Below are 20487 nucleotides of genomic sequence, written 5' to 3'. Positions count from 1 at the left end.
TCTCCTCACTCACTAGCTAGCAACATTTTTTCAGGTTTCATTAACCCAGGTTTTGTTGGATGATTTTGATAGATTGCCAACACACGACCTTCGAACATCATCATGATGGATGGATGATCAATTAGAAGCGGTACCGCGGGAAGCACTTGACCATTCTGTATAGATTCCAATGAAGACTCTTCGATTTCAAGTTGCGGAAATTCAGTCAATACTTCTTCGATCGGACGCAAGATCGTCTGCACTTGATCTAGTTCCATCACTTGTGCCACTTCTGCGAGAGTTTTACAATGTGATTCATCAAAATTCCCGGAAACAGTTCGGACTAACGAATCCATATGTGCTGGATATCCGAGAAGTTCGCCAATTTGTACAGCTAACGTCCGGATATACGTTCCCTTACCACATCGCACTCTAATAGAAAATGTTATTTCTTCACCACTAAAAAATTGATCTTCATTCAATAAATCAATTTGATCGATCTGTACTTTACGTACCGGCCGTTCTACTTCGATGCCTTTCCGCGCATATTCATACAGACGTCTGCCGTTTACTTTTACCGCCGAATACATAGGTGGAATTTGTGTGATTTCCCCCGTTAGTTGCTGTAATACCTCTTCAATTTGGTTCCTCGTGAATTCTTTGTGTGTCAAATCACTCGTTACAGTCTCACCTTGCGCATCTTCGGTTTCCGTGGAGCGCCCTATAGAAACTGTGGCGATATACTCTTTACCTGCATCTGTAATATAAGAAGCGACTTTTGTGGCTCTTCCTATACAGATAGGCAAGACACCTTCTACTTCAGGATCCAAGGTACCTGTATGTCCCACTTTTTTTGTCCGTAATATCTTTCGTAGTTTAAAGACACAGTCATGCGACGTCATACCTTTTTCTTTCCACAAAGGCAGAATACCGTTCATCTTACCCCTTCTTCCTCAATTCATTCAAAAAACTTGCTCTATGTAAGAAGGGAGGAAGTCATGCCGCCTAAGCGACTATGAACTTCCTCCTCGTGTTTATTGTTCGGTTTCGTCATTTACTTTGCGAATCAAGCTTTCAATCCGGTTACCGTAAGCGACTGATTCATCGATCTCGAATTCAATTTCAGGTGTTTTGCGTAAGCGGATTCTCTGACCAATTTCTGATCGGATGAAACCTTTTGCTTTAGAGAGGCCAAGTAAAGAATCTTCCTTTTCTTTATCTGTTCCTAGAACAGAAATAAAGACTTTCGCTTGTTGTAAATCTCCAGTTACATCTACACCAGTCACCGTCACAAATCCGATACGTGGATCTTTTAGTTTTTGGCCGATAATATCGCCCAATTCTTTCTTCATTTGCTCGGCTACACGATTAGCACGCACTGACATGGCAATTCACCTCGTTCTTTGCTCATAAGTAGTCTACTGTACACGTAGTCATTTCCCAATCGGGATTGGATTCAAACAGACGAATCGCACGTCTCACTTCTCGTTCTGCGGCATCTTTGGAAGATGCCACAGAAACTAAAGCAAATGTGGTACGTTGCCATAAGTCCTGATGATCAATTTCAGCAACCGATACATTATAGGAGTTTTTCACCCGATCCCTCATCCGGTTCAAGACGGCTCGTTTGTCTTTTAATGAGGCCGCTGATGGGATGTGGAAAGAACATTCCGCGTAAACAATCATACTCTTTTAATTTCTTCCATTACGTACGCTTCGATGATATCTCCTTCTTTGACATCATTGAATTTTTTAATTGTGATACCACATTCATAACCTTTTGCAACTTCTTTTGCATCATCTTTGAAACGCTTTAATGTATCCAGTTCGCCTTCAAAGACTACAATATTATCGCGCAAAACGCGAACGCCAGCGTCTCTTGTGATTTTACCATCGATTACATAGCTTCCTGCAATCGTTCCAATCTTTGATACTTTAAACGTTTCACGAACTTCCGCTTGACCTATTACCTTCTCCTCATACTCTGGGTCAAGTAAGCCAGTCATAGCTGATTCGATTTCTTCAATCACTTTATAAATGACACGGTGCAGACGAATGTCTACGCCTTCTGCTTCTGCAGCACGTTTTGCATTCGTATCTGGACGTACGTTAAATCCAATAACGATTGCGTTAGATGCAGCTGCCAAAGAAATATCGGACTCATTGATCGCCCCTGCACCTGTGTGGATAATTTTGACGTTAACGCCTTCTACTTCAATCTTCATAAGAGAAGAAGCCATTGCCTCAACCGCACCTTGTACGTCTGCTTTAACAATTAAGTTCAATTCTTTCATTTCGCCTTGTTTCATTTGATCAAACAAGTTATCAAGTGTTACACGTGTTTTCTCCACACGCTGTTCTTGAAGTGCTTCTCCAGCACGTGTTTCACCGATTTGGCGGGCAGTTTTTTCATCTTTAAATACGACGAAACGATCCCCTGCAAACGGAACATCGCTCAACCCTGTAATTTCTACTGGAGTTGAAGGTCCTGCTTCTTTTACGCGTCGACCAAGGTCACTGACCATTGCCCGAACACGACCGTACGTATTTCCGACAACGATTGGATCTCCTACATGTAATGTACCATTTTGTACAAGCAATGTAGCAACAGAACCTTTTCCTTTGTCTAGCTGTGCTTCAATTACAGTACCTCTAGCTCTAATAGAAGTATCAGCAGTAAATTCTCCTACTTCTGCAACTAATAGAATCATTTCAAGTAACTGGTCAATACCTTCACCTTTTAGTGCGGAAATCGGTACGAAAATTGTATCGCCACCCCAGTCTTCTGCAACTAAACCGTGTTCAGTTAATTCTTGCATAACGCGATCAGGATTGGCAGAAGGCTTATCCATTTTATTAACTGCTACAATAATTGGAACTTCTGCTGCTTTCGCATGGTTAATCGCTTCAATTGTTTGTGGCATAACACCATCATCCGCTGCTACAACTAGAATGGTTAAGTCTGTGATTTTCGCACCACGTGCTCTCATCGTTGTAAAAGCTTCGTGACCTGGTGTATCTAGGAATGTGATTTTCTTGCCGCTCGCTGTAATTTGATACGCACCAATATGCTGCGTAATTCCACCCGCTTCACCTTGTGTTACTTTAGTGTTACGAATTGAGTCAAGCAACGTCGTTTTACCATGGTCAACGTGACCCATAATTGTGACAACTGGTGGTCTTTCTGTTAGTTCACCTGGTACTTCTTCTTCCTCTTCAGGATCTTCGAAATAGATTTCCAAGTCAGTTACGTCAATACGGATCTCTTCTTCAACATCAACCTCGTATTCGGCACAAATTAACTCAATTGCATCTTTATCTAATTCTTGGTTAATCGTCGCCATTACACCTAGCATGAACAACTTTTTGATGATCTCAGAAGGTTCTTTACCTAATTTCTTAGCTAGCTCACCTACTGATAATGACTCATAAAAAGTAATTTTATCCGGTAGTGGTACTTCAACCTTTTGTGCTGGTACTGCAGGACGGTATCTACGGCGTCCTTGGTTAATACCGCGCGCTGGTGGTCTTCCACCGCGACCGCCGCCTGGACGTCCGCCTCCGCCAGCTGGACGAGATGAACCCGCACCTTGCCCTTGACGTGGTGGCTGTGTGCTACCCGCTTTTGGAGCTGATGTAGATGGTCCTTGAGGACGTGTTGAAGCTGGGCGATTCGATCCACCTTGGCTACTAGCAGGACGGTTAGTACCTTGTGCTGCGGCTGGTTTATTTGTATTGCTTGGACGATCCGTTCTTTGGTTTGCTGGTTTGCTCGCTGGCTTAACTGTAGTAGTTTTCACCTCAGGCTTTTTCAAGTCTCCGAACTTTTCATCTAATTTTGCAATTGAAACTGGATCCAGTTCTTCCATATGGCTTTTAATCACAATATCACTCTTCAGTAATTCTGCAGCAAGATCTCTACTTGTTTTTCCTATTGATCTGGCATATTCATGTACTTTCATTTTCGTCATTAGCCCACCCCCGATTAAATTCATTGAGAAGCTCGGATAACTTTTTAGCGAATCCTTTATCTGTAAGTGCCAAGACGACTCGAGCTTCTTTTCCAATTGCATGCCCTAGTTCTTCACGGCCTCCAAATACATACTTCTCAACGTTATACGTATTACATTTATTCGTTAATTTTTTCATTGTGTTCTTAGATGCATCACCTGATAGGATGACCAGATGTGCTTCGCCTGAACGAACCGCCTGTACGACTAAATCTTCACCCGTTGCAATTTTACGTGCGCGGGCTGCCATACCAAGTAGTTGATAAATCTTTGTCGGATCTTTTGTCATTTAATTGCCTCTCGACGAATTGCATGCAAAAGGTCTTCATAGATTTGTTCCGGTACTTTGACACCCAATTGATGTTCAATCGAGTGTTGCTTACGTGCTTTTTCTACGGCATCCTCCGTTTTGGAAACATATGTACCGCGGCCTGACTTTTTTCCTGTCAAATCTACGAATACTTCGCCTTCTTTCGTACGGACAATTCGAATCATTTCTTTTTTGGGTAACATGTCACCAGTCGCTGCACATTTACGCAAAGGGATTTTCCGATTGTTCGACATCAGCATGCAATCCTTTCCAAATCAATCTTCTTTTTCTTCATCTGCGTATAAATCAAAATCTTCAACTGATTCAGCTGGTGTTTCTTCTTCATACTCATAAGCTTCCAAGAACTCATCTGTATTAGCCTCTAACTCTTCTAACGGAACTGCAAGAGATTCTTCACGAGGATAGATCCCTAATTCCCTTGCATCTGTTTCACTTTTAATATCAATTTTCCAGCCCGTTAATTTAGCAGCCAATCGTGCATTCTGACCTCTTTTTCCGATAGCTAATGAAAGTTGATAATCTGGAACAACAACCGTAGTGGAACGCTCTTCTTCATTTACTTGTACATCAATTACTTTTGAAGGACTCAAAGCATTTGCCACGAAGATAACCGGGTCTTCAGACCACTCTACGATATCGACCTTTTCGCCATTCAATTCATTCGAAATGGTTTGTACTCGTGCCCCTCTTGAACCTACACAAGAACCTACTGGATCTACTTCTTCGTTTGTTGTGTAAACAGAGATTTTTGAACGGTCTCCCGCTTCACGTGCAATCGACTTAATTTCTACTGTGCCATCATATATTTCAGGCACTTCAAGTTCAAATAAACGCCGTAATAGGCCTGGATGTGTTCTCGATACAAACACTTGCGGTCCACGCGCTGTTCTTTCAACTTTTGTAATGTATACTTTTATGCGATCGTGTGGCGCATATGATTCTGTTTGAATTTGTTCGCTTGACGGTAATACCGCTTCCACTTTTCCTAATCCAACGAATAAGTTTTTCGGATCCATACGCTCTACGATTCCATTTACAATGTCCTCTTCGCGATCAATATACTCTTCATAGATCAAACCACGTTCAGCTTCCCGTACACGTTGTGTTACTACTTGCTTAGCGGTTTGGGCTGCGATTCGTCCGAAATCACGCGGTGTGACTTCTTCTTCAACGATATCGGTCAGTTCATATACTGGATTGATGAGTTGTGCATCTTCCAATGAAATTTGCAAACGCTCATCTTCTACTTCCTCAACTACGTCTTTACGTGAATAGACAGCCATTGTGCCTTTGTTTAAGTTCAAGTCCACACGCACGTTTTGTGCTTGGTTAAAATTTCGTTTGTACGCTGTTACAAGCGCTGCTTCAATTGCATCGACTATTACGTCTCTTGAAATACCTTTTTGCTGCTCAAGAGCTGTCAGTGCGTCGAGTAGCTCACTACTCATGTTCATCACTCCTACATTCCAATTGTTGTTGCTCTTGGTTCATCTGTCGCTAGCGCAAGGCTAGACAGAGTTTCATTTACACTTTAAAAATCAATTGCCAGTCGTGCAAGTGCAATTTTTGTTTTGTCAATTTCTACTAGTACTTTTCTCGTCTTGATACGTATTTCCACTTTTGCATGGTCCGGTCCGTACCCGAGTAAATATCCCTCGAATTCTTTCATTCCATCAATTGGCTCATACGTTTTGATGAACACATATTGGCCCACGGCTTTTTCAAAATCTTCATCTTTTTTCAAAGGTCTTTCCGCCCCGGGAGAAGACACTTCAAGGAAGTAATTTTGCGGAATCGGGTCCACAAGGTCTAGTTCCTCGCTTAATTTATTACTAACAGCCGCACATTGATCTATGTCAATGTTGCCTTCAGGCGTATCGATGTAGACGCGTAGAAACCAATCGCGACCTTCTTTCAAGAACTCAACATCAACCAGTTCAAGACCCAATTCTTCTACGATTGGTCTTGCTAACTGTTCGACTTCCTCTATAATTTTACTCAAATGGTATCCCTCCCGAAATTCAAAATAACAACAGAAAAGAGCGGGAAGCCCCACTCTTTTCCGCAAGACGTATAGCAAAAGTTGTTTTAATCGTATCACAAGGCCTTTTACAATGCAACTGAAGCAACCGCCACAAGCCCATTAGAATAGGGATAGTTGGTTTGCTTCAGGCATTCCTTCCATGCAACCGAGGTTATCCAGATACTCAACTACCGTTTTAGAAACCCGGCCTCTTTTCTGGAAGTCTTCTTTCGATAAAAACTCACCGTCTTTTCTCGCCTCTACAATCGTCTTCGCAACGTTAGTTCCTAGTGAAGGGATCGAGTTAAATGGCGGGATCAGTTTATTGTCTTCAATAAGAAACTGTGTCGCATCCGATTTATAGAGATCGGGTTTCGCAAATGTAAATCCTCTCTCAACCATTTCAAGCGCAATCTCCAAAACAACTACTAAGTTCTTTTCTTTTGGAGGAGCGTCCAATCCTTTGGCATTGATCTCTTTAACTTTCGCTCGAATACTTGCTGACCCTTTACACATCGTCACCAAATCGAAATCAGTCGCTCGAACGGTGAAGTACGTCGCATAATACATAATTGGGTGATGAACTTTGAAGTATGCAATTCGAAGAGCCATTAATACGTATGCCGCGGCGTGAGCTTTCGGGAACATATACTTGATCTTCTTACATGATCCAATGTACCAGCCTGGCACTTTATTCTCTTTCATCGCTTCTTCAAACTCAGGGGTTAGTCCTTTCCCTTTTCGTACAGATTCCATAATCTTAAATGCAAGTGAAGGCTCTAGCCCCTGATAGATCAAATAAACCATAATATCATCACGACAGCCAATTACTTCTGACAGTTGACATGTTTTATTTTGGATTAACTCCTGTGCATTGCCTAGCCATACGTCAGTACCGTGGGACAGTCCGGATATCTGAATCAATTCAGAGAACGTAGACGGTTTCGTTTCTTCCAACATCTGCCGAACAAATCGCGTTCCAAATTCAGGCACGCCAAGTGTCCCCGTTTTGCAGTCAATTTGCTCTTCTGTGACACCAAGAGAAGACGTTCCACTAAACAATTCCATAACGCCTTTATCGTCAGGTGGAATGGTCATCGCATCGATACCTGATAAATCTTCCAACATTTTGATCATCGTCGGATCATCATGACCTAGAATATCTAGTTTCAATAAATTATTATCGATGGAGTGGAAATCAAAATGTGTTGTTTTCCAACTAGATTCAAGATCATTCGCTGGGAATTGAATCGGTGTAAAATCAAAGATGTCCATTGTATCCGGCACAACAATGATACCGCCAGGGTGTTGTCCTGTATTTCGTTTCACGCCTGAACAGCCTTGTACTAGCCGATCAATTTCCGCACCACGCATTTGGATGTCATTGTCATTCATATATCCTCGAACATATCCATATGCAGTTTTTTCAGCGACTGTCCCTATTGTTCCTGCCCGAAACACATAATCTTCTCCAAACAGCTCTTTCGTATAGTTATGTGCATGCGCCTGATACTCACCACTGAAGTTTAAGTCGATATCCGGTACTTTGTCGCCGGCAAACCCTAAGAAGGTTTCAAACGGGATATCCTGACCATCTTTTTTAAACATCGTCTGGCAATTCGGGCATTCTTTATCCGGCAAATCATAACCAGAACCAACTGAACCATCATCAAAAAACTCATATGTTTTACATGATGGACAAACGTAATGTGGCGCTAGCGGATTTACTTCTGTTATCTCCATCATGGTTGCAACAAATGACGAACCAACAGATCCACGCGAACCGACCAAATAGCCGTCGTCTAAAGATTTTTTAACTAGTTTATGCGAAATCAGATAAATAACAGAGAAACCATTATCAATTATAGATGTTAATTCTTTTATGATTCGTGCTTCAACAATCTCCGGCAATGTTTCACCATATATTTGATGCGCCATAGAATAAGTTAGATCGCGTACTTCGTCTTCAGCACCTTCAATTGTCGGTGTGTATAGATCATCTTTGATAGGTTTCACATCACCTACACGCTCTACAATTTTCAACGGATTGTCTATTACGATTTCTTTCGCTATGTCTTCGCCTAAAAACTCAAATTCTTTCAACATTTCATCTGTTGTCCGGAAATGAACTTCAGGTAACGTGTGCCGATTTAACGGGTTTGCCCCACCTTGAGAACGAACAAGAACTTTTCGGTAAGTGGCGTCGGTTTCATTTAGATAATGCACATTCCCCGTTGCACAAACCGGTAAGCCTGTTTTTTTACCAAGTTTGATCATTTTGCGCATAATATCTTCAAGGTTCCACTCATCTCGAATTAAATCAAGTTCTAGTAAATGTGAGTAGACTGGCTTAGGGTGAAGTTCAAGGTAATCATAAAAACTTGCGATTTCCTCTACCTCTTCCATCGGCTTTTGCATTAATCCTTCAAATACTTCCCCTTTATCACAGCCTGAACCTACAATTATTCCCTTTCGATACTTCACAAGTAACGATCGAGGTATACGGGGCACGCGATAGAAAAAGTCCATATGTGAAATTGATACGAGTTTAAATAGATTTTTCAGCCCTTCATTATCTGTTGCCAGCAAAGTACAATGTGAAGGTCGTGAACGCTTGTAAGCATCTCCTTCTCCAATATTCTTATTGAGATCATCAAGCCACTCGATACCTTTTTCTAGCGCCTCTGACAGCAGGCGTAAAAATAGATACGCTGTAGCTTCTGTATCATAAATGGCACGGTGATGCTGAGTTAATTCGATATCGAATTTTTTAGCCAATGTGTTTAATCGGTGATTTCGTAGTTCTGGATAAAGGAAACGGGAAAGCTCCAATGTATCGATGACTGGATAAGCTACTGTTTCTATTTTTGCACGCTTACATGATGCATAGAAGAAGCCCATATCAAACGAAGCATTATGTGCAATCAATACTGCATCCCCGATAAACTCTATAAACTCCGCCATGACGTCTTCCACTTCTGGTGCATTTTCTACCATGTCATCTGTAATACCTGTCAAATTCGTCGTAACGGATGACAACGGATGATGCGGGTTGGCAAAGCGTTCAAATCGATCAATGATTTCTCCATCTTTCACTCGTACAGCTGCAAGCTCGATAATCGTATCGTATACAGCTGACAATCCTGTCGTCTCCACGTCGAATACAACATACGTATCTGTTTCAAGCAAGCGGTGTTGCTCTTCATAGACAATCGGAACACCGTCATCCACCAGATTAATTTCTAAACCAAACAACACTTTAATACCATGTTTTTTACCGGCATTATAAGCATCAGGGAAAGACTGAACGTTCGCATGATCAGTTATCGCAATCGCTGGGTGTCCCCACTTAGCTGCTTGGGCAACTAATGCTGAAGCGGAAACAACTGCATCCATTTGACTCATGGAAGTATGCGCATGTAACTCCACACGTTTCTGTCCATCAGGCGCTTTGTCTTTCCGTTCAATAGTCGGAATAACAGCAATATCTTGTGCCATCATGATTAAGTCCCTGACGAATGTATCGTTCTGGATACCGCCACGAGCTCGTACCCACATACCCTTTTTGAAAGATTTCATAATTTCTGCGTCTTCGTTATCACGCGAAAACATTTTGACTAAGATAGAATCGGTATAATCTGTTACTTTTAGTGTCAATAAAGAACGACCACTTCTTAATTCACGTACTTCTGCATCAAATACAAAGCCTTCTATAATCAAACGTCTTTCTTCATCCTGTATTTCATGGATTGGAACGATTGGCTCGTTAGCTTTGATCGGTGTACCAAGAGCAAGTACTTTATCAGAATCTCCTTGTTCACTTTTCATCGATTCACGTTGTTGTAACTGATGATAGGCTTGCTTGGACAACACATCTTCTTCCTGCTGCTTTTGCGTGAGGAATTGCTGACGCTCTTCTTCAGCATTATGATTTTCAACAATCGAAACATCGAACATATACTTTGGAAAACCGAATTGTTGATAAAGCGTCGATAATAGTTCCACATATTTATTCTTTAATGTCTGACACTCCAAATCACTCGAGCAATTAAGCATTAATTTCTCGCCGTGTATCTTGGGCTTTTGTTCCACTAAACATTGGCGTATAGGAGGAGAAATATCCGCTAACTCATCTATAATAAGCGGCCAATAATCTATAATTAATTGTTCATTCACTTCATTTTTTCTTGCTTCCATTTCAAGATGTACATTCGCTATAGCAGCAAACGATTCATGAACACGTTGTTGCATAATCTGAAATACCTCTATAGGTAGCACTTCATCCAGTGTTATATTGAATTTCCACACTCTTGTTTTCTTCTGTACAGTTACACGATTTAATTCACCGTTTTGAAAATAGGTCATAAACTGATCATCTGTCAGTCCCGTCTGTTGCAGCAAAGTTAAAAACTTTTGAGCGGCATCCATTATATATTCCTCCGTTCTATCGCGAAAAGAAGGGAAGTTCCGTTAACGGACTCCCCTTCTTGGATTAATCTGCACTAAAGAAGGATTGTAGTTTTTCCAACACTTCTTCTTTTTGCCAATCTATTGATTCTCCACTGTGGCGGTACATGACTTCCACAATACCTTCGTCTGCTCTCTTACCAATTATAATGCGGACTGGCAAACCAATCAAGTCCGCATCAGCAAATTTCACACCTGCTCGTTCTGCACGATCGTCATATAATACATCGTATCGATAAGACTCTAGAACTGCATATAACTCATCCGCCAGCTGCGTTTGAATTTCATCTTTAACATTCATTGTAATTAAATGAATGTCAAATGGTGCTAAATGCTTCGGCCATTTCAAGCCTTTTTCATCATTGAACTGCTCGGCAATTGTAGCTAGTAAACGAGAAATTCCGAGACTATAACTTCCCATAATGAAAGGCTTTGTTCTGCCATGTTCATTAAGGAATGTTCCTTTCATTTGCTCACTAAAGACAGTGCCTAGTTTACGGAGATGTCCTACACCTATTCCTTCAGTGAATTTAATCGTACCCATTCCATCAGGAGAAGCATCCCCTTCTTGAACGAAACGGATATCCACATAATCATCAATAGCAAAATCGCGCTCCGGGTTGACGTTCAATAAGTGATAGTCGTCAATATTTGCTCCCGCTACTACATTCACCATTGCTTTAACTGCATGATCTGCATATACCCTTACGCCAATCGGTAGTTTCACAGGACCAATCGAACCGATATGACAGCCTAGTAATTCTTCTATCTGTTGTTCTGTTGCCAATTCCATATGCTTTACATGTAAAAACCGTTTCAATTTATATTCATTGACAGTATGATCGCCTCGACAAACCACCATGACAAAATCATTGTCCACTTTATACACCAATGATTTGATTACACGCTCAGGACTAACTGATAAAAATGTAGCGAGATCTTCAATGGTTCGTTGATTCGGAGTGGAGACTTTTATCATCTCCAACTGTTTTTCATCCGGCATTTCGTAATCTACATGAACTACAGCAAACTCCATATTCGCGGCGTAGGTAGAACTATCGCTATAAGCAATACGATCTTCTCCGTTTTCGGTTAACGCGATGAACTCATGGGAACCTGTTCCACCATCTGATATAACCATGCGAAAATGCATACCAAGGCGGGTTAGCATATTAGTGTATGCTTGCATAACTTCCAAGTACTTTTCATCCAAGCTCTCTTGCGTCGAATGGAATGAATAGGCGTCTTTTCTAATAAATTCTCTGCTATGAAGTAGACCCGCACGCGGCTTTATTTCGTCACGGAACTTTGTTTTAATTTGAAAAATCGTTAATGGTAACTTTTTATACGATCGAACTTCATCACGTAGTAAGTCGATGACTGCTTCCTCATCACTTGAGCTTAATGCCAATTGATTGGTTTGTCTGTCAGCGACGTGAAACATTTCCTTACCGTATGAATCCCACCGTTCAGTTTCTTTTAGAATACTCGAACTCTGCAACGCCGGCAAAGAAATTTCAATACCTTCAATGGCTTCCATTTCTTGACGGATAATCGTTGCAATTTTTCTAAAGACTTTTTGTGCCAGAGTTAAATATGTGTAAACGCCATTGGCATTCTGTCGGATATAGCCTGCCCGCAGCAATAACTGATGCGAACGCATCTCTGTTTCAGATGGATTTTCACGCATTGTGGGTATAAACGTTTTCGATTGTTTCATCATATACTTCCACCTTTTTAGAAGAAAAATCGTTGGATGTCATTCCATGTCACAACAAGCATCAAAACCATTAATAACATGATACCTACAAAATGCACCATACCTTCTTTTTGTTTATCAATCGGTTTGCCCCTTAAACCTTCAAATAGGAAGAACAATAGTCTTCCACCATCTAACGCGGGTAATGGCAGTAAGTTCATGATTCCTAGATTAATACTTAGCACAGCGCCCCAATTCATTAAATTGAAAATACCGTGTTGAGCAACTTCTTCAGTCGCTTTATAGATGCCTACAGGACCGGACAATGCATCTATTGTAAACTGACCTGTAACTAGCATACCTAATAATTCAAAGATCTTCACAGTCCACGTGTATGTCTGTTCAGCACCAAAAACAATGGATTTGATAAACCCTTTTTCCAATGGGCTTGAATACATAACACCAATTTGACCGAATTCCTGTCCAGCATCTTCCACTGTATCAGGTACTACGTCTAAAACAACTTGTTTGCCCGCTCGATCGACTTCTATAGACATCGGGACTCCAGCACTTTTTTGGATCGCTTCAGAAAACTTCAGCCAGGAATCAATCGACTTACCGTCTACTCCTGTGATTAAGTCATCTTTTTTCATTCCAGCCATCTCTGCCGGAGTATCCGGCTTCACTTCCGAAATAATCGGTTCATTGGTTGGTACACCATTCATTAAACCTAGAGCCAAGAATATGAAAAATGCTAAGATGAAATTGAAAAGCGGCCCTGCAAATATTGCCAATGCCCTGCTACCCAATGATTTAGATTCAAACTGACGATCATATGGAGCAATTAATGTTTCTTGCCCTTTTTCGATAATCATAGCCGTTCTGGAAATCTTCAGATGAACAAATTGCCCATCTTCGTCATATCCTTCAATATATAATTCTTTATCCAGATCCGACTTTTCAACTTCCACGTTTAAAATATTCGGATTGGAAACATTTCGATTTAAGTAAATCTTTTCTATTTCGTCTTGTGCATTCAATAATAAACCTACGCGGTAACCCGGCTGTAATTCGACAGTATCGAAATCTTCACCAGCCATCCGCACATATCCCCCTAAAGGCAACAAGCGAATTGTGTATTGCGTTTCACCTTTGCGGATTGCTAAAATTTTAGGTCCCATTCCGATAGCGAACTCTCGAACCATGATGCCAGCCTTCTTAGCAAATAAGAAATGACCAAACTCATGAAATGCTACAAGTGTCCCGAATATTACTATAAACGCAATAACCGTTTCCATTCAGTAACCACCTTCACCGGCTGTGACAGCCTGAAATTAATCTTGATACTTAACTATACCATAGACTCTTTTTCGCGTATCGCGATCTGTCTCCAAAATTTCTTCCAAATTAGGATTTTGAATAGTTTGATGCTGCTGCATCATTTCTTCAATAATTTCTTCGATTTGCATGAAAGAAATATGACCTTCCATGAACAGTTGAACCGCCACTTCATTGGCCGCATTCATCGCTGTAGGCATAGTGCCCCCTTCCCTACCTGCATCATATGCAAGTGACAAGGCTTTAAATCGTTTATAATCCATTTTTTCAAAATGCAATTTACCAATTTCATCGAGACGAAGACGCTTAGCATCGGCCATCGGAATACGATCCGGATAAGTCAGTGCATATTGAATAGGAACACGCATGTCAGGTGAACCTAGTTGCGCCATGACACTTGTATCTTCAAACTCCACCATCGAGTGAATTATACTTTCTTTATGTAGTAGACATTCTATTTTATCATATGGCATCGCAAATAAATGATGTGCTTCTATCACTTCTAATCCTTTGTTCATCATCGTTGCTGAATCGATAGTTAATTTATTACCCATCGACCAGTTTGGATGCGCGAGTGCTTGTTCCACTGTAACGTTCTGAAGTTGATCCCGCGTATAGTCCCTAAAACTCCCACCAGATGCTGTTAATATCAAGTTTGTGATGCGTTTCGGATTTTCACCATTTAATGACTGGAATAATGCAGAGTGCTCACTGTCTACTGGAACAAGTGGGACGTTATGTCGTTTTGCTGCTTCTACGACAAGATTACCTGCTGCTACCAGTGTTTCTTTATTCGCAATAGCTATCGTCATGCCCGCTTTAATCGCCGCAAGTGTCGGTCTCAGTCCTACACTACCGATTACTGAGTTCAACAAGACATCCGCTTCCATTCCTACCGCAGCTTCAATAAGCCCTTCATCACCATGAACGAATTGAACTTCAGGAAACTCATTTTGTAAGCGCATTGCGTCTGCTTCTTCCAAAACAGAAACTAATTTAGGATGAAACTTTGCAATGATTTCACTTACTTTCTGAATGTTTCTTCCTGCCGACATCGCAGTTAATTCAAAGCGATCAGGATGAGCTGCAATAATGCTTAATGTTTGAGTACCGATAGAACCCGTAGCACCAAGCAAATTGATTTTCTTCATATTATGAACTTCCTTTCCATTATCCTATGAATTGAACAAAATGAAGCAATGGGAGTACAAATAGCAAGCTGTCAAATCGGTCCATAATACCACCATGTCCAGGCAACAGCTTCCCCGAATCTTTTACGTTATAGAATCGTTTTAGTGCAGATTCAACTAAGTCTCCCATTTGACCTACAATTGATGCCACTGTTGTAATGATAATAAACGATACGAATGACGTAGCGATAGGGTAGAACATATTATAAATCAACGTAATCACGATCGCAGAAATTATACCCCCAACAAATCCTTCAATCGTTTTATTAGGTGAAATATCCGGCCAGAGTTTTCGTTTACCAATTTTACGTCCAACAAAATACGCACCAGAATCTGTAGACCAGATAATAAGTAACGCATAGCCTATGTACTCTAAACCAAATAAACGAGTTTCAATTAAATAATAGAATCCGATACCGACATACAGCGCACTAATTGCACTGAATGCAATATCTTCGAATGTCCACTTATTTTTCATTACTACAGTATAAACCAATAACAATAATATCAATACATAGATCATTTCAAGTTTCTCTAATTTCAGGACACTTTCTACTTGTTCTGTCCACCTAGATGGAAGTAAAATGACGAGTAGAAGTAACCAAGAGATAAATCCGCCGATAGAAAAAAGGGACATATTACGCATGCGTAATAGTTCGTATAGGCCAATCGTAGATATCGCAAAAACCATCAAAATAAACGGTAATCCACCAACAATAATCAATGGCACAAAAAATGCGAGAGCTACAATAGCCGTGATGATTCTTTGCTTCATCTTTTCTGATCTCCTTCCAAGCTTCCAAAGCGTCGATCCCTCTTTTGGAAATCTTCTATTGCTTGTAAAAAGCAGTCTTCATCATAATCCGGCCATAATACTTCGGTAAAAATGAATTCTGCATAGGCAAGTTGCCATAACATAAAATTAGATAAACGTACTTCACCGCTTGTGCGAATCAGTAGGTCAGGCTCCGGCAAGTGCGCGGTCATTAGTTTGGATCCGATTAAACCTTCATCAATTTCATCTGCTTTTAACGTTCCGCCAGCCACTTCCTCCGCCAATTCTTTCATCGCATGAACTAGTTCCACTCTACTCCCATAATTCATCGCAAAATTCAAAACCAAACCTTGGTTATCTTTCGTTTGTTCCATTGCTTTCCTAATTGCTTTCTCTGTATGGCTCGGAAGCGCATCCATATCTCCGATCATTTCGACTTTAATACCTTTTTCCATCAACTCAGGTAAATACGTATTGAGGAACTCGCCCGGAAGATTCATCAAAAAGTCAATTTCCATCCTCGGTCTCTTCCAATTTTCAGTGGAAAATGCATAGAGAGTGAGTGCCTTCACACCCAAAGCGTTCGCGAAATTAGTAATTTGGCGAACAGTTTTCATTCCCTCATGGTGGCCAGCAATACGTGGCATTTTACGTTGCTTCGCCCATCTTCCATTTCCATCCATGATAATTGCCACATGGTTAGGAATTTGTCTATTTTTAACGGCTTCAATCCGTTCGTCCAGGAATTGAATGTCTACCGTCTTTTTTCGCATTAGTTTTCTAAGCATAGCGTTCCCCCACTTGGCTCAATTCGGATACTCCTACTGACTATCCTACCAAATTGCATGGTAAATAGCATGCAAAAGAAAGAAAAGAGCGTCCTAAAAGTAGGACGCTCCTCCTTATAGAAAGTTCTGTACTCAGATTTCCAAGATTTCATTTTCTTTATCTTTTGCAGTTTGGTCAATCTTTTCGATAAATTCATCTGTCATCTTTTGTACTTGTTCATTGTAACGGCGTAATTCATCTTCAGTAATTTCTGCATCTTTTTCAAGCTTTTTCAAATCTTCGTTGCTATCGCGACGAACATTACGAATCGCTACTTTTGCATCTTCTGCTTCACGCTTTACATCTTTCACCAAATCTTTACGACGTTCTTCTGTAAGTGCAGGTACAGCAAGACGAATAACTGACCCATCGTTAGACGGTGTAATACCGATGTCTGATTTCATGATAGCTTTTTCGATTTCGCTGATTGTAGTCTTGTCATAAGGTTGAACTACTAATAAACGTGGTTCTGGCACGGAAATTCCAGCCATTTGATTTAATGGTGTAGGCGCTCCATAATAAATAACAGAAATTCTGTCTAACAGGCTCGCATTAGCTCTTCCAGCACGGATAGATGCCAATTGTCGTGAATAGGCGCTATGTGCTTTATCCATACGTTCTTTCGTCTGATCCATTACTTCTTTTGTCATTTTTTATTCCTCCTGACGACCGTCCCGATTTTTTCACCAAGTACGGCTTTTTTGATATTACCATTTTCCATAATTGAGAATACTACGAGTGGGATATCATTGTCCATACATAGAGTTGAAGCAGTAGAATCCATAACTTCAAGCCCTTGACTGATCACTTCAAGATAGGACAGTTCTAAGTATTTGGTAGCTGTTGAATCTTTCATCGGATCAGCAGAATACACACCGTCTACGTTGTTCTTCGCCATTAAAATGACATCTGCTTCGATTTCAGCAGCACGTAAAGCAGCGGTAGTATCTGTGGAGAAATAAGGGTTACCAGTTCCTGCCGCAAATATTACCACACGCTTTTTTTCTAAATGACGGATTGCTTTACGGCGTATGTAAGGTTCAGCTACTTGTCTCATATCAATGGAAGACATGACTCGAGTTTCTGGTCCTAGCTTTTCAAGAGCGTCCTGAAGAGCAAGAGAGTTCATAACCGTTGCAAGCATCCCCATGTAGTCAGCTGTTGTCCGGTCCATTCCCATTTCACTTCCGACTTTCCCACGCCAAATGTTTCCGCCACCAACTACTACAGCTACTTCTACACCAAGCTCTACTACTTCTTTCACTTGGTTCGCAACTGATTTAACAACTTCCGGAGATAATCCGTAGCCTTGATCACCAGCTAATGCTTCCCCACTTAATTTTAACACGATGCGCTTATACTTTGGAATACTCATGTTGGCCCTCCTGCAATTTCCTATTCTCAAAAAAGAGGAACACATGATGGATGTGCCCCTCTGTACGATTGGATTATACTTAGTTACCTTTAACTTGGCTCATTACTTCGTCAGCAAAGTTGTCTTCACGCTTTTCAATACCTTCGCCCACTTCATAACGAATGAACTCTACTAATGTTCCGCCAGTTGATTTCACGAAATCGCCAACTTTTTGATCAGAATTCTTAACGAATGCTTGATCCAAGACACAGATTTCCTCGAAATACTTTCCAAGGCGTCCTTCTACCATTTTCGCTACGATGTTTTCTGGCTTACCTTCGTTCAAAGCTTGCTCAGTCAATACGTTACGCTCTTTTTCTACTTCTTCAGCAGATACTTCGTCGCGTGAGATGTATTTAGGGTTCATTGCTGCGATATGCATTGCTACATCTTTCGCTGCATCAGAATCAGTTGAACCTTCAAGAACAGTCAACACAGCAATACGTCCGCCCATATGTAGGTATGGTCCGAAAGCGTCTTGATCTGTTTTCTGACGGATTTCAAAACGGCGAAGAGTAATTTTCTCTCCAATTTTAGCTACCGCGTTTGAAATATGTTCAGACACAGTTAAACCGTTGTCTAATTTCGCTGCGTTTGCTTCTTCTACTGAAGCAGGTTTCGTAGCAAGTAAAAACTCAGAGATTTCCTTAACAAGTGTTTGGAAGCCTTCGTTTTTCGCTACAAAGTCTGTCTCAGCATTCACTTCAAGAATAACTGCTTCGTTACCTTGAACTAAAATGTTTGCGACACCTTCAGCTGCAATACGATCTGCTTTCTTCGCTGCACTTGAAAGGCCTTTTTCACGCATATATTCCATTGCAGCGGCCATATCTCCGTCTACTTTAGTTAATGCTTTTTTGCAGTCCATCATACCTGCGCCTGTTTTTTCACGAAGTTCTTTAACCATTTGGGCTGTAATTGTTGCCATTTGAAAATTCCTCCTATTAGATATCATTTGAAGTTGCTTATTACTTTAAAAAGAGACGATAAGGGGTACGCCACTTATCGTCTCATCATTTACTCATTTCAGTCTGCAGTAACAGTTGCTGTTTCGTTTACTGTTTCAGCTACTTCGTCGTCTTCACCTTGACGGGATTCAATCAAAGCATCTGCCATTTTGCTTGTTAGTAAACGTACTGCGCGGATTGCATCGTCGTTCGCAGGAATGACATAGTCGATTTCGTCCGGATCACAGTTAGTATCAACGATTCCAACGAGTGGAATATTCAATTTGATTGCTTCAGCTACCGCGATACGCTCTTTACGTGGATCCACGATAAAGATTACATCTGGCAAGCCTTTCATGTCACGGATACCGCCTAGGAATTTCACAAGACGTTCGTGTTCTTTATTTAATTGAGAAACTTCTTTTTTAGGAAGTACATCAAATGTGCCATCCTCTTCCATTTTCTCAATAGCTTTCATACGTGCTACACGCTTTTGAATAGTACCGAAGTTAGTCAATGTTCCACCCAACCAACGTTGGTTGATGTAGTACATTCCAGCACGTTCTGCTTCTTCTTTGATTGCTTCTTGTGCTTGTTTCTTCGTACCTACGAAAAGAACTTTACCACCATCAGCACCGACTTGGCGCATGAAGTTGTAAGCTTCCTCTAATTTTTTGACCGTTTTTTGAAGGTCGATGATGTAGATGCCGTTACGCTCCACGAAGATATATTTCTTCATTTTTGGGTTCCAACGACGTGTTTGGTGTCCGAAATGTACACCAGCTTCTAGCAATTGTTTCATTGAGATTACTGACATGTTTAATTCCTCCTATTGGTTTTTTATCCTCCACGTACTTCCAGCGAATAAGTGACCATAATGGCACCCACTCATTCATCCGCACGCGTGTGTAGTAATACCATCTATTAAATTAACACAATTCTACGTTGTTTGCAACTACTGTGTATAATTTTAGTCGAATTTTATTATCAATTCAATTTCTGTCTTACCTTTATTCAACTCTCTTGCAATATCTTCTATTGATTTACCTTCTGCATAGAGCTGTTTTGCTTTTTCTTTGTCGTCAAGCGATTTAGGGGGTAATTCTGCGTTCTTTTCTTTTTCATTCTTTTCGATCGCCACCGTTTTCTGGTAGGAACGCAAAGCAAAATGAACAGGAACCGGATGCAACCTCGGTCTCCGATCAGGCATTTCAGAAGCTTCTGGTATTGATTCCTCTTGCGGCACAGAGTTTGTAGTTTGTTTCACTTGAGCATCTGATCGTTGATTCAGTTGATGAATTAAACGGTCGTTTTCCTCTTTAATTTCTTCGAGATAAGCTAATACGGATTGATCCATTTCTTTCATCAGTCGTTGTTGCTTTTTCTCCAGATTATTGAATTTCGATATTTTCAAGTACAGCAATGTTAGTAGCATAAATCCAATGATTTGTAAGATGAACAAAAGAGCTAGTAATATTCCCATGAT

At 40.8% G+C, this 20487-nt stretch carries 19 protein-coding genes; all 19 read right to left on the bottom strand.

The window, feature by feature from the left end:
• Window positions 1-5: 5 nt before the first annotated feature.
• The gene (gene truB / locus CSV72_RS00495; protein WP_099676665.1) at window positions 6-917 is read right to left on the bottom strand and encodes a tRNA pseudouridine(55) synthase TruB; all 912 of its coding nucleotides are present in this window, start codon (window positions 915-917) and stop codon (window positions 6-8) included.
• Between the two features lie 96 nt (window positions 918-1013).
• Window positions 1014-1364, bottom strand: a complete 351-nt coding sequence (rbfA, locus tag CSV72_RS00490; RefSeq protein WP_099633203.1) for a 30S ribosome-binding factor RbfA — start codon at window positions 1362-1364, stop codon at window positions 1014-1016.
• A 22-nt stretch (window positions 1365-1386) separates the two neighbouring features.
• Window positions 1387-1665 carry a DUF503 domain-containing protein gene (locus tag CSV72_RS00485; RefSeq protein ID WP_099676664.1) on the bottom strand — a complete coding sequence of 93 codons (279 nt, stop codon included), beginning with the start codon at window positions 1663-1665 and terminating at the stop codon, window positions 1387-1389.
• Window positions 1662-3950, bottom strand: a complete 2289-nt coding sequence (gene infB, locus CSV72_RS00480) for a translation initiation factor IF-2 (RefSeq protein ID WP_099676663.1) — start codon at window positions 3948-3950, stop codon at window positions 1662-1664. The genes CSV72_RS00485 and infB overlap by 4 nt, the downstream gene beginning before the upstream one ends.
• Window positions 3928-4278, bottom strand: a complete 351-nt coding sequence (locus CSV72_RS00475) for a YlxQ family RNA-binding protein (protein WP_099633200.1) — start codon at window positions 4276-4278, stop codon at window positions 3928-3930. Before CSV72_RS00475 ends, infB begins: the two co-directional genes overlap by 23 nt.
• Window positions 4275-4553 (bottom strand): RNase P modulator RnpM, encoded by a 279-nt coding sequence (rnpM, locus tag CSV72_RS00470; RefSeq protein WP_083036161.1) that lies wholly within the window; start codon window positions 4551-4553, stop codon window positions 4275-4277. Before rnpM ends, CSV72_RS00475 begins: the two co-directional genes overlap by 4 nt.
• 21 nt (window positions 4554-4574) lie before the next feature.
• On the bottom strand, window positions 4575-5768 hold the full coding sequence (nusA, locus tag CSV72_RS00465) for a transcription termination factor NusA (protein ID WP_099676662.1): 1194 nt from the start codon (window positions 5766-5768) through the stop codon (window positions 4575-4577).
• An 83-nt stretch (window positions 5769-5851) separates the two neighbouring features.
• Window positions 5852-6322 carry a ribosome maturation factor RimP gene (gene rimP, locus CSV72_RS00460; RefSeq protein WP_085133267.1) on the bottom strand — a complete coding sequence of 157 codons (471 nt, stop codon included), beginning with the start codon at window positions 6320-6322 and terminating at the stop codon, window positions 5852-5854.
• Between the two features lie 141 nt (window positions 6323-6463).
• A complete protein-coding gene (locus CSV72_RS00455) occupies window positions 6464-10771 on the bottom strand; it encodes a PolC-type DNA polymerase III (RefSeq protein WP_099676661.1) in 4308 nt (1435 codons plus the stop codon).
• A 64-nt stretch (window positions 10772-10835) separates the two neighbouring features.
• A complete protein-coding gene (locus CSV72_RS00450) occupies window positions 10836-12530 on the bottom strand; it encodes a proline--tRNA ligase (protein WP_099677109.1) in 1695 nt (564 codons plus the stop codon).
• A gap of 17 nt (window positions 12531-12547) precedes the next feature.
• The gene (rseP, locus tag CSV72_RS00445) at window positions 12548-13807 is read right to left on the bottom strand and encodes an RIP metalloprotease RseP (protein ID WP_099676660.1); all 1260 of its coding nucleotides are present in this window, start codon (window positions 13805-13807) and stop codon (window positions 12548-12550) included.
• Window positions 13808-13843: 36 nt separating this feature from the next.
• Entirely contained in the window at window positions 13844-14998 is a 1155-nt protein-coding gene (gene dxr, locus CSV72_RS00440) for a 1-deoxy-D-xylulose-5-phosphate reductoisomerase (RefSeq protein ID WP_099676659.1), read from the bottom strand.
• A gap of 19 nt (window positions 14999-15017) precedes the next feature.
• On the bottom strand, window positions 15018-15812 hold the full coding sequence (locus CSV72_RS00435; RefSeq protein ID WP_099676658.1) for a phosphatidate cytidylyltransferase: 795 nt from the start codon (window positions 15810-15812) through the stop codon (window positions 15018-15020).
• Complete coding sequence (locus CSV72_RS00430) at window positions 15809-16600, bottom strand: undecaprenyl pyrophosphate synthase (protein ID WP_099676657.1); 792 nt, start codon at window positions 16598-16600, stop codon at window positions 15809-15811. Before CSV72_RS00430 ends, CSV72_RS00435 begins: the two co-directional genes overlap by 4 nt.
• Window positions 16601-16732: 132 nt before the next feature.
• The gene (gene frr / locus CSV72_RS00425) at window positions 16733-17290 is read right to left on the bottom strand and encodes a ribosome recycling factor (protein WP_099633193.1); all 558 of its coding nucleotides are present in this window, start codon (window positions 17288-17290) and stop codon (window positions 16733-16735) included.
• Window positions 17287-18015: a UMP kinase gene (gene pyrH / locus CSV72_RS00420; RefSeq protein ID WP_099633192.1), complete on the bottom strand. Its 729-nt coding sequence runs from the start codon at window positions 18013-18015 to the stop codon at window positions 17287-17289. Before pyrH ends, frr begins: the two co-directional genes overlap by 4 nt.
• Before the next feature lie 79 nt (window positions 18016-18094).
• The gene (gene tsf / locus CSV72_RS00415) at window positions 18095-18982 is read right to left on the bottom strand and encodes a translation elongation factor Ts (RefSeq protein ID WP_099676656.1); all 888 of its coding nucleotides are present in this window, start codon (window positions 18980-18982) and stop codon (window positions 18095-18097) included.
• A gap of 98 nt (window positions 18983-19080) precedes the next feature.
• Complete coding sequence (gene rpsB / locus CSV72_RS00410; protein WP_029053181.1) at window positions 19081-19818, bottom strand: 30S ribosomal protein S2; 738 nt, start codon at window positions 19816-19818, stop codon at window positions 19081-19083.
• Between the two features lie 153 nt (window positions 19819-19971).
• Entirely contained in the window at window positions 19972-20484 is a 513-nt protein-coding gene (locus CSV72_RS00405) for a helix-turn-helix domain-containing protein (protein ID WP_099676655.1), read from the bottom strand.
• Between the last annotated feature and the right edge of the window lie 3 nt (window positions 20485-20487).

The sequence above is a fragment of the Sporosarcina sp. P20a genome (genome assembly GCF_002743175.1).
GTDB lineage: Bacteria > Bacillota > Bacilli > Bacillales_A > Planococcaceae > Sporosarcina.
The sequence above is the reverse complement of the archived record's forward strand: the minus strand, read 5'-3'. Positions and strand labels throughout refer to the sequence as shown.

Coding starts and splice junctions, on each gene's coding strand:
- infB (WP_099676663.1), bottom strand. CDS start 3,950: ATGACGAAAATGAAAGTACATGAATATGCCAGATCAATAGGAAAAACA.
- CSV72_RS00450 (WP_099677109.1), bottom strand. CDS start 12,530: ATGAAACAATCGAAAACGTTTATACCCACAATGCGTGAAAATCCATCT.
- rseP (WP_099676660.1), bottom strand. CDS start 13,807: ATGGAAACGGTTATTGCGTTTATAGTAATATTCGGGACACTTGTAGCA.
- pyrH (WP_099633192.1), bottom strand. CDS start 18,015: ATGAGTATTCCAAAGTATAAGCGCATCGTGTTAAAATTAAGTGGGGAA.
- truB (WP_099676665.1), bottom strand. CDS start 917: ATGAACGGTATTCTGCCTTTGTGGAAAGAAAAAGGTATGACGTCGCAT.
- rbfA (WP_099633203.1), bottom strand. CDS start 1,364: ATGTCAGTGCGTGCTAATCGTGTAGCCGAGCAAATGAAGAAAGAATTG.
- CSV72_RS00455 (WP_099676661.1), bottom strand. CDS start 10,771: ATGGATGCCGCTCAAAAGTTTTTAACTTTGCTGCAACAGACGGGACTG.
- CSV72_RS00430 (WP_099676657.1), bottom strand. CDS start 16,600: ATGCTTAGAAAACTAATGCGAAAAAAGACGGTAGACATTCAATTCCTG.
- rnpM (WP_083036161.1), bottom strand. CDS start 4,553: ATGTCGAACAATCGGAAAATCCCTTTGCGTAAATGTGCAGCGACTGGT.
- CSV72_RS00485 (WP_099676664.1), bottom strand. CDS start 1,665: ATGATTGTTTACGCGGAATGTTCTTTCCACATCCCATCAGCGGCCTCA.
- nusA (WP_099676662.1), bottom strand. CDS start 5,768: ATGAGTAGTGAGCTACTCGACGCACTGACAGCTCTTGAGCAGCAAAAA.
- rpsB (WP_029053181.1), bottom strand. CDS start 19,818: ATGTCAGTAATCTCAATGAAACAATTGCTAGAAGCTGGTGTACATTTC.
- CSV72_RS00405 (WP_099676655.1), bottom strand. CDS start 20,484: ATGGGAATATTACTAGCTCTTTTGTTCATCTTACAAATCATTGGATTT.
- tsf (WP_099676656.1), bottom strand. CDS start 18,982: ATGGCAACAATTACAGCCCAAATGGTTAAAGAACTTCGTGAAAAAACA.
- CSV72_RS00475 (WP_099633200.1), bottom strand. CDS start 4,278: ATGACAAAAGATCCGACAAAGATTTATCAACTACTTGGTATGGCAGCC.
- frr (WP_099633193.1), bottom strand. CDS start 17,290: ATGACAAAAGAAGTAATGGATCAGACGAAAGAACGTATGGATAAAGCA.
- dxr (WP_099676659.1), bottom strand. CDS start 14,998: ATGAAGAAAATCAATTTGCTTGGTGCTACGGGTTCTATCGGTACTCAA.
- CSV72_RS00435 (WP_099676658.1), bottom strand. CDS start 15,812: ATGAAGCAAAGAATCATCACGGCTATTGTAGCTCTCGCATTTTTTGTG.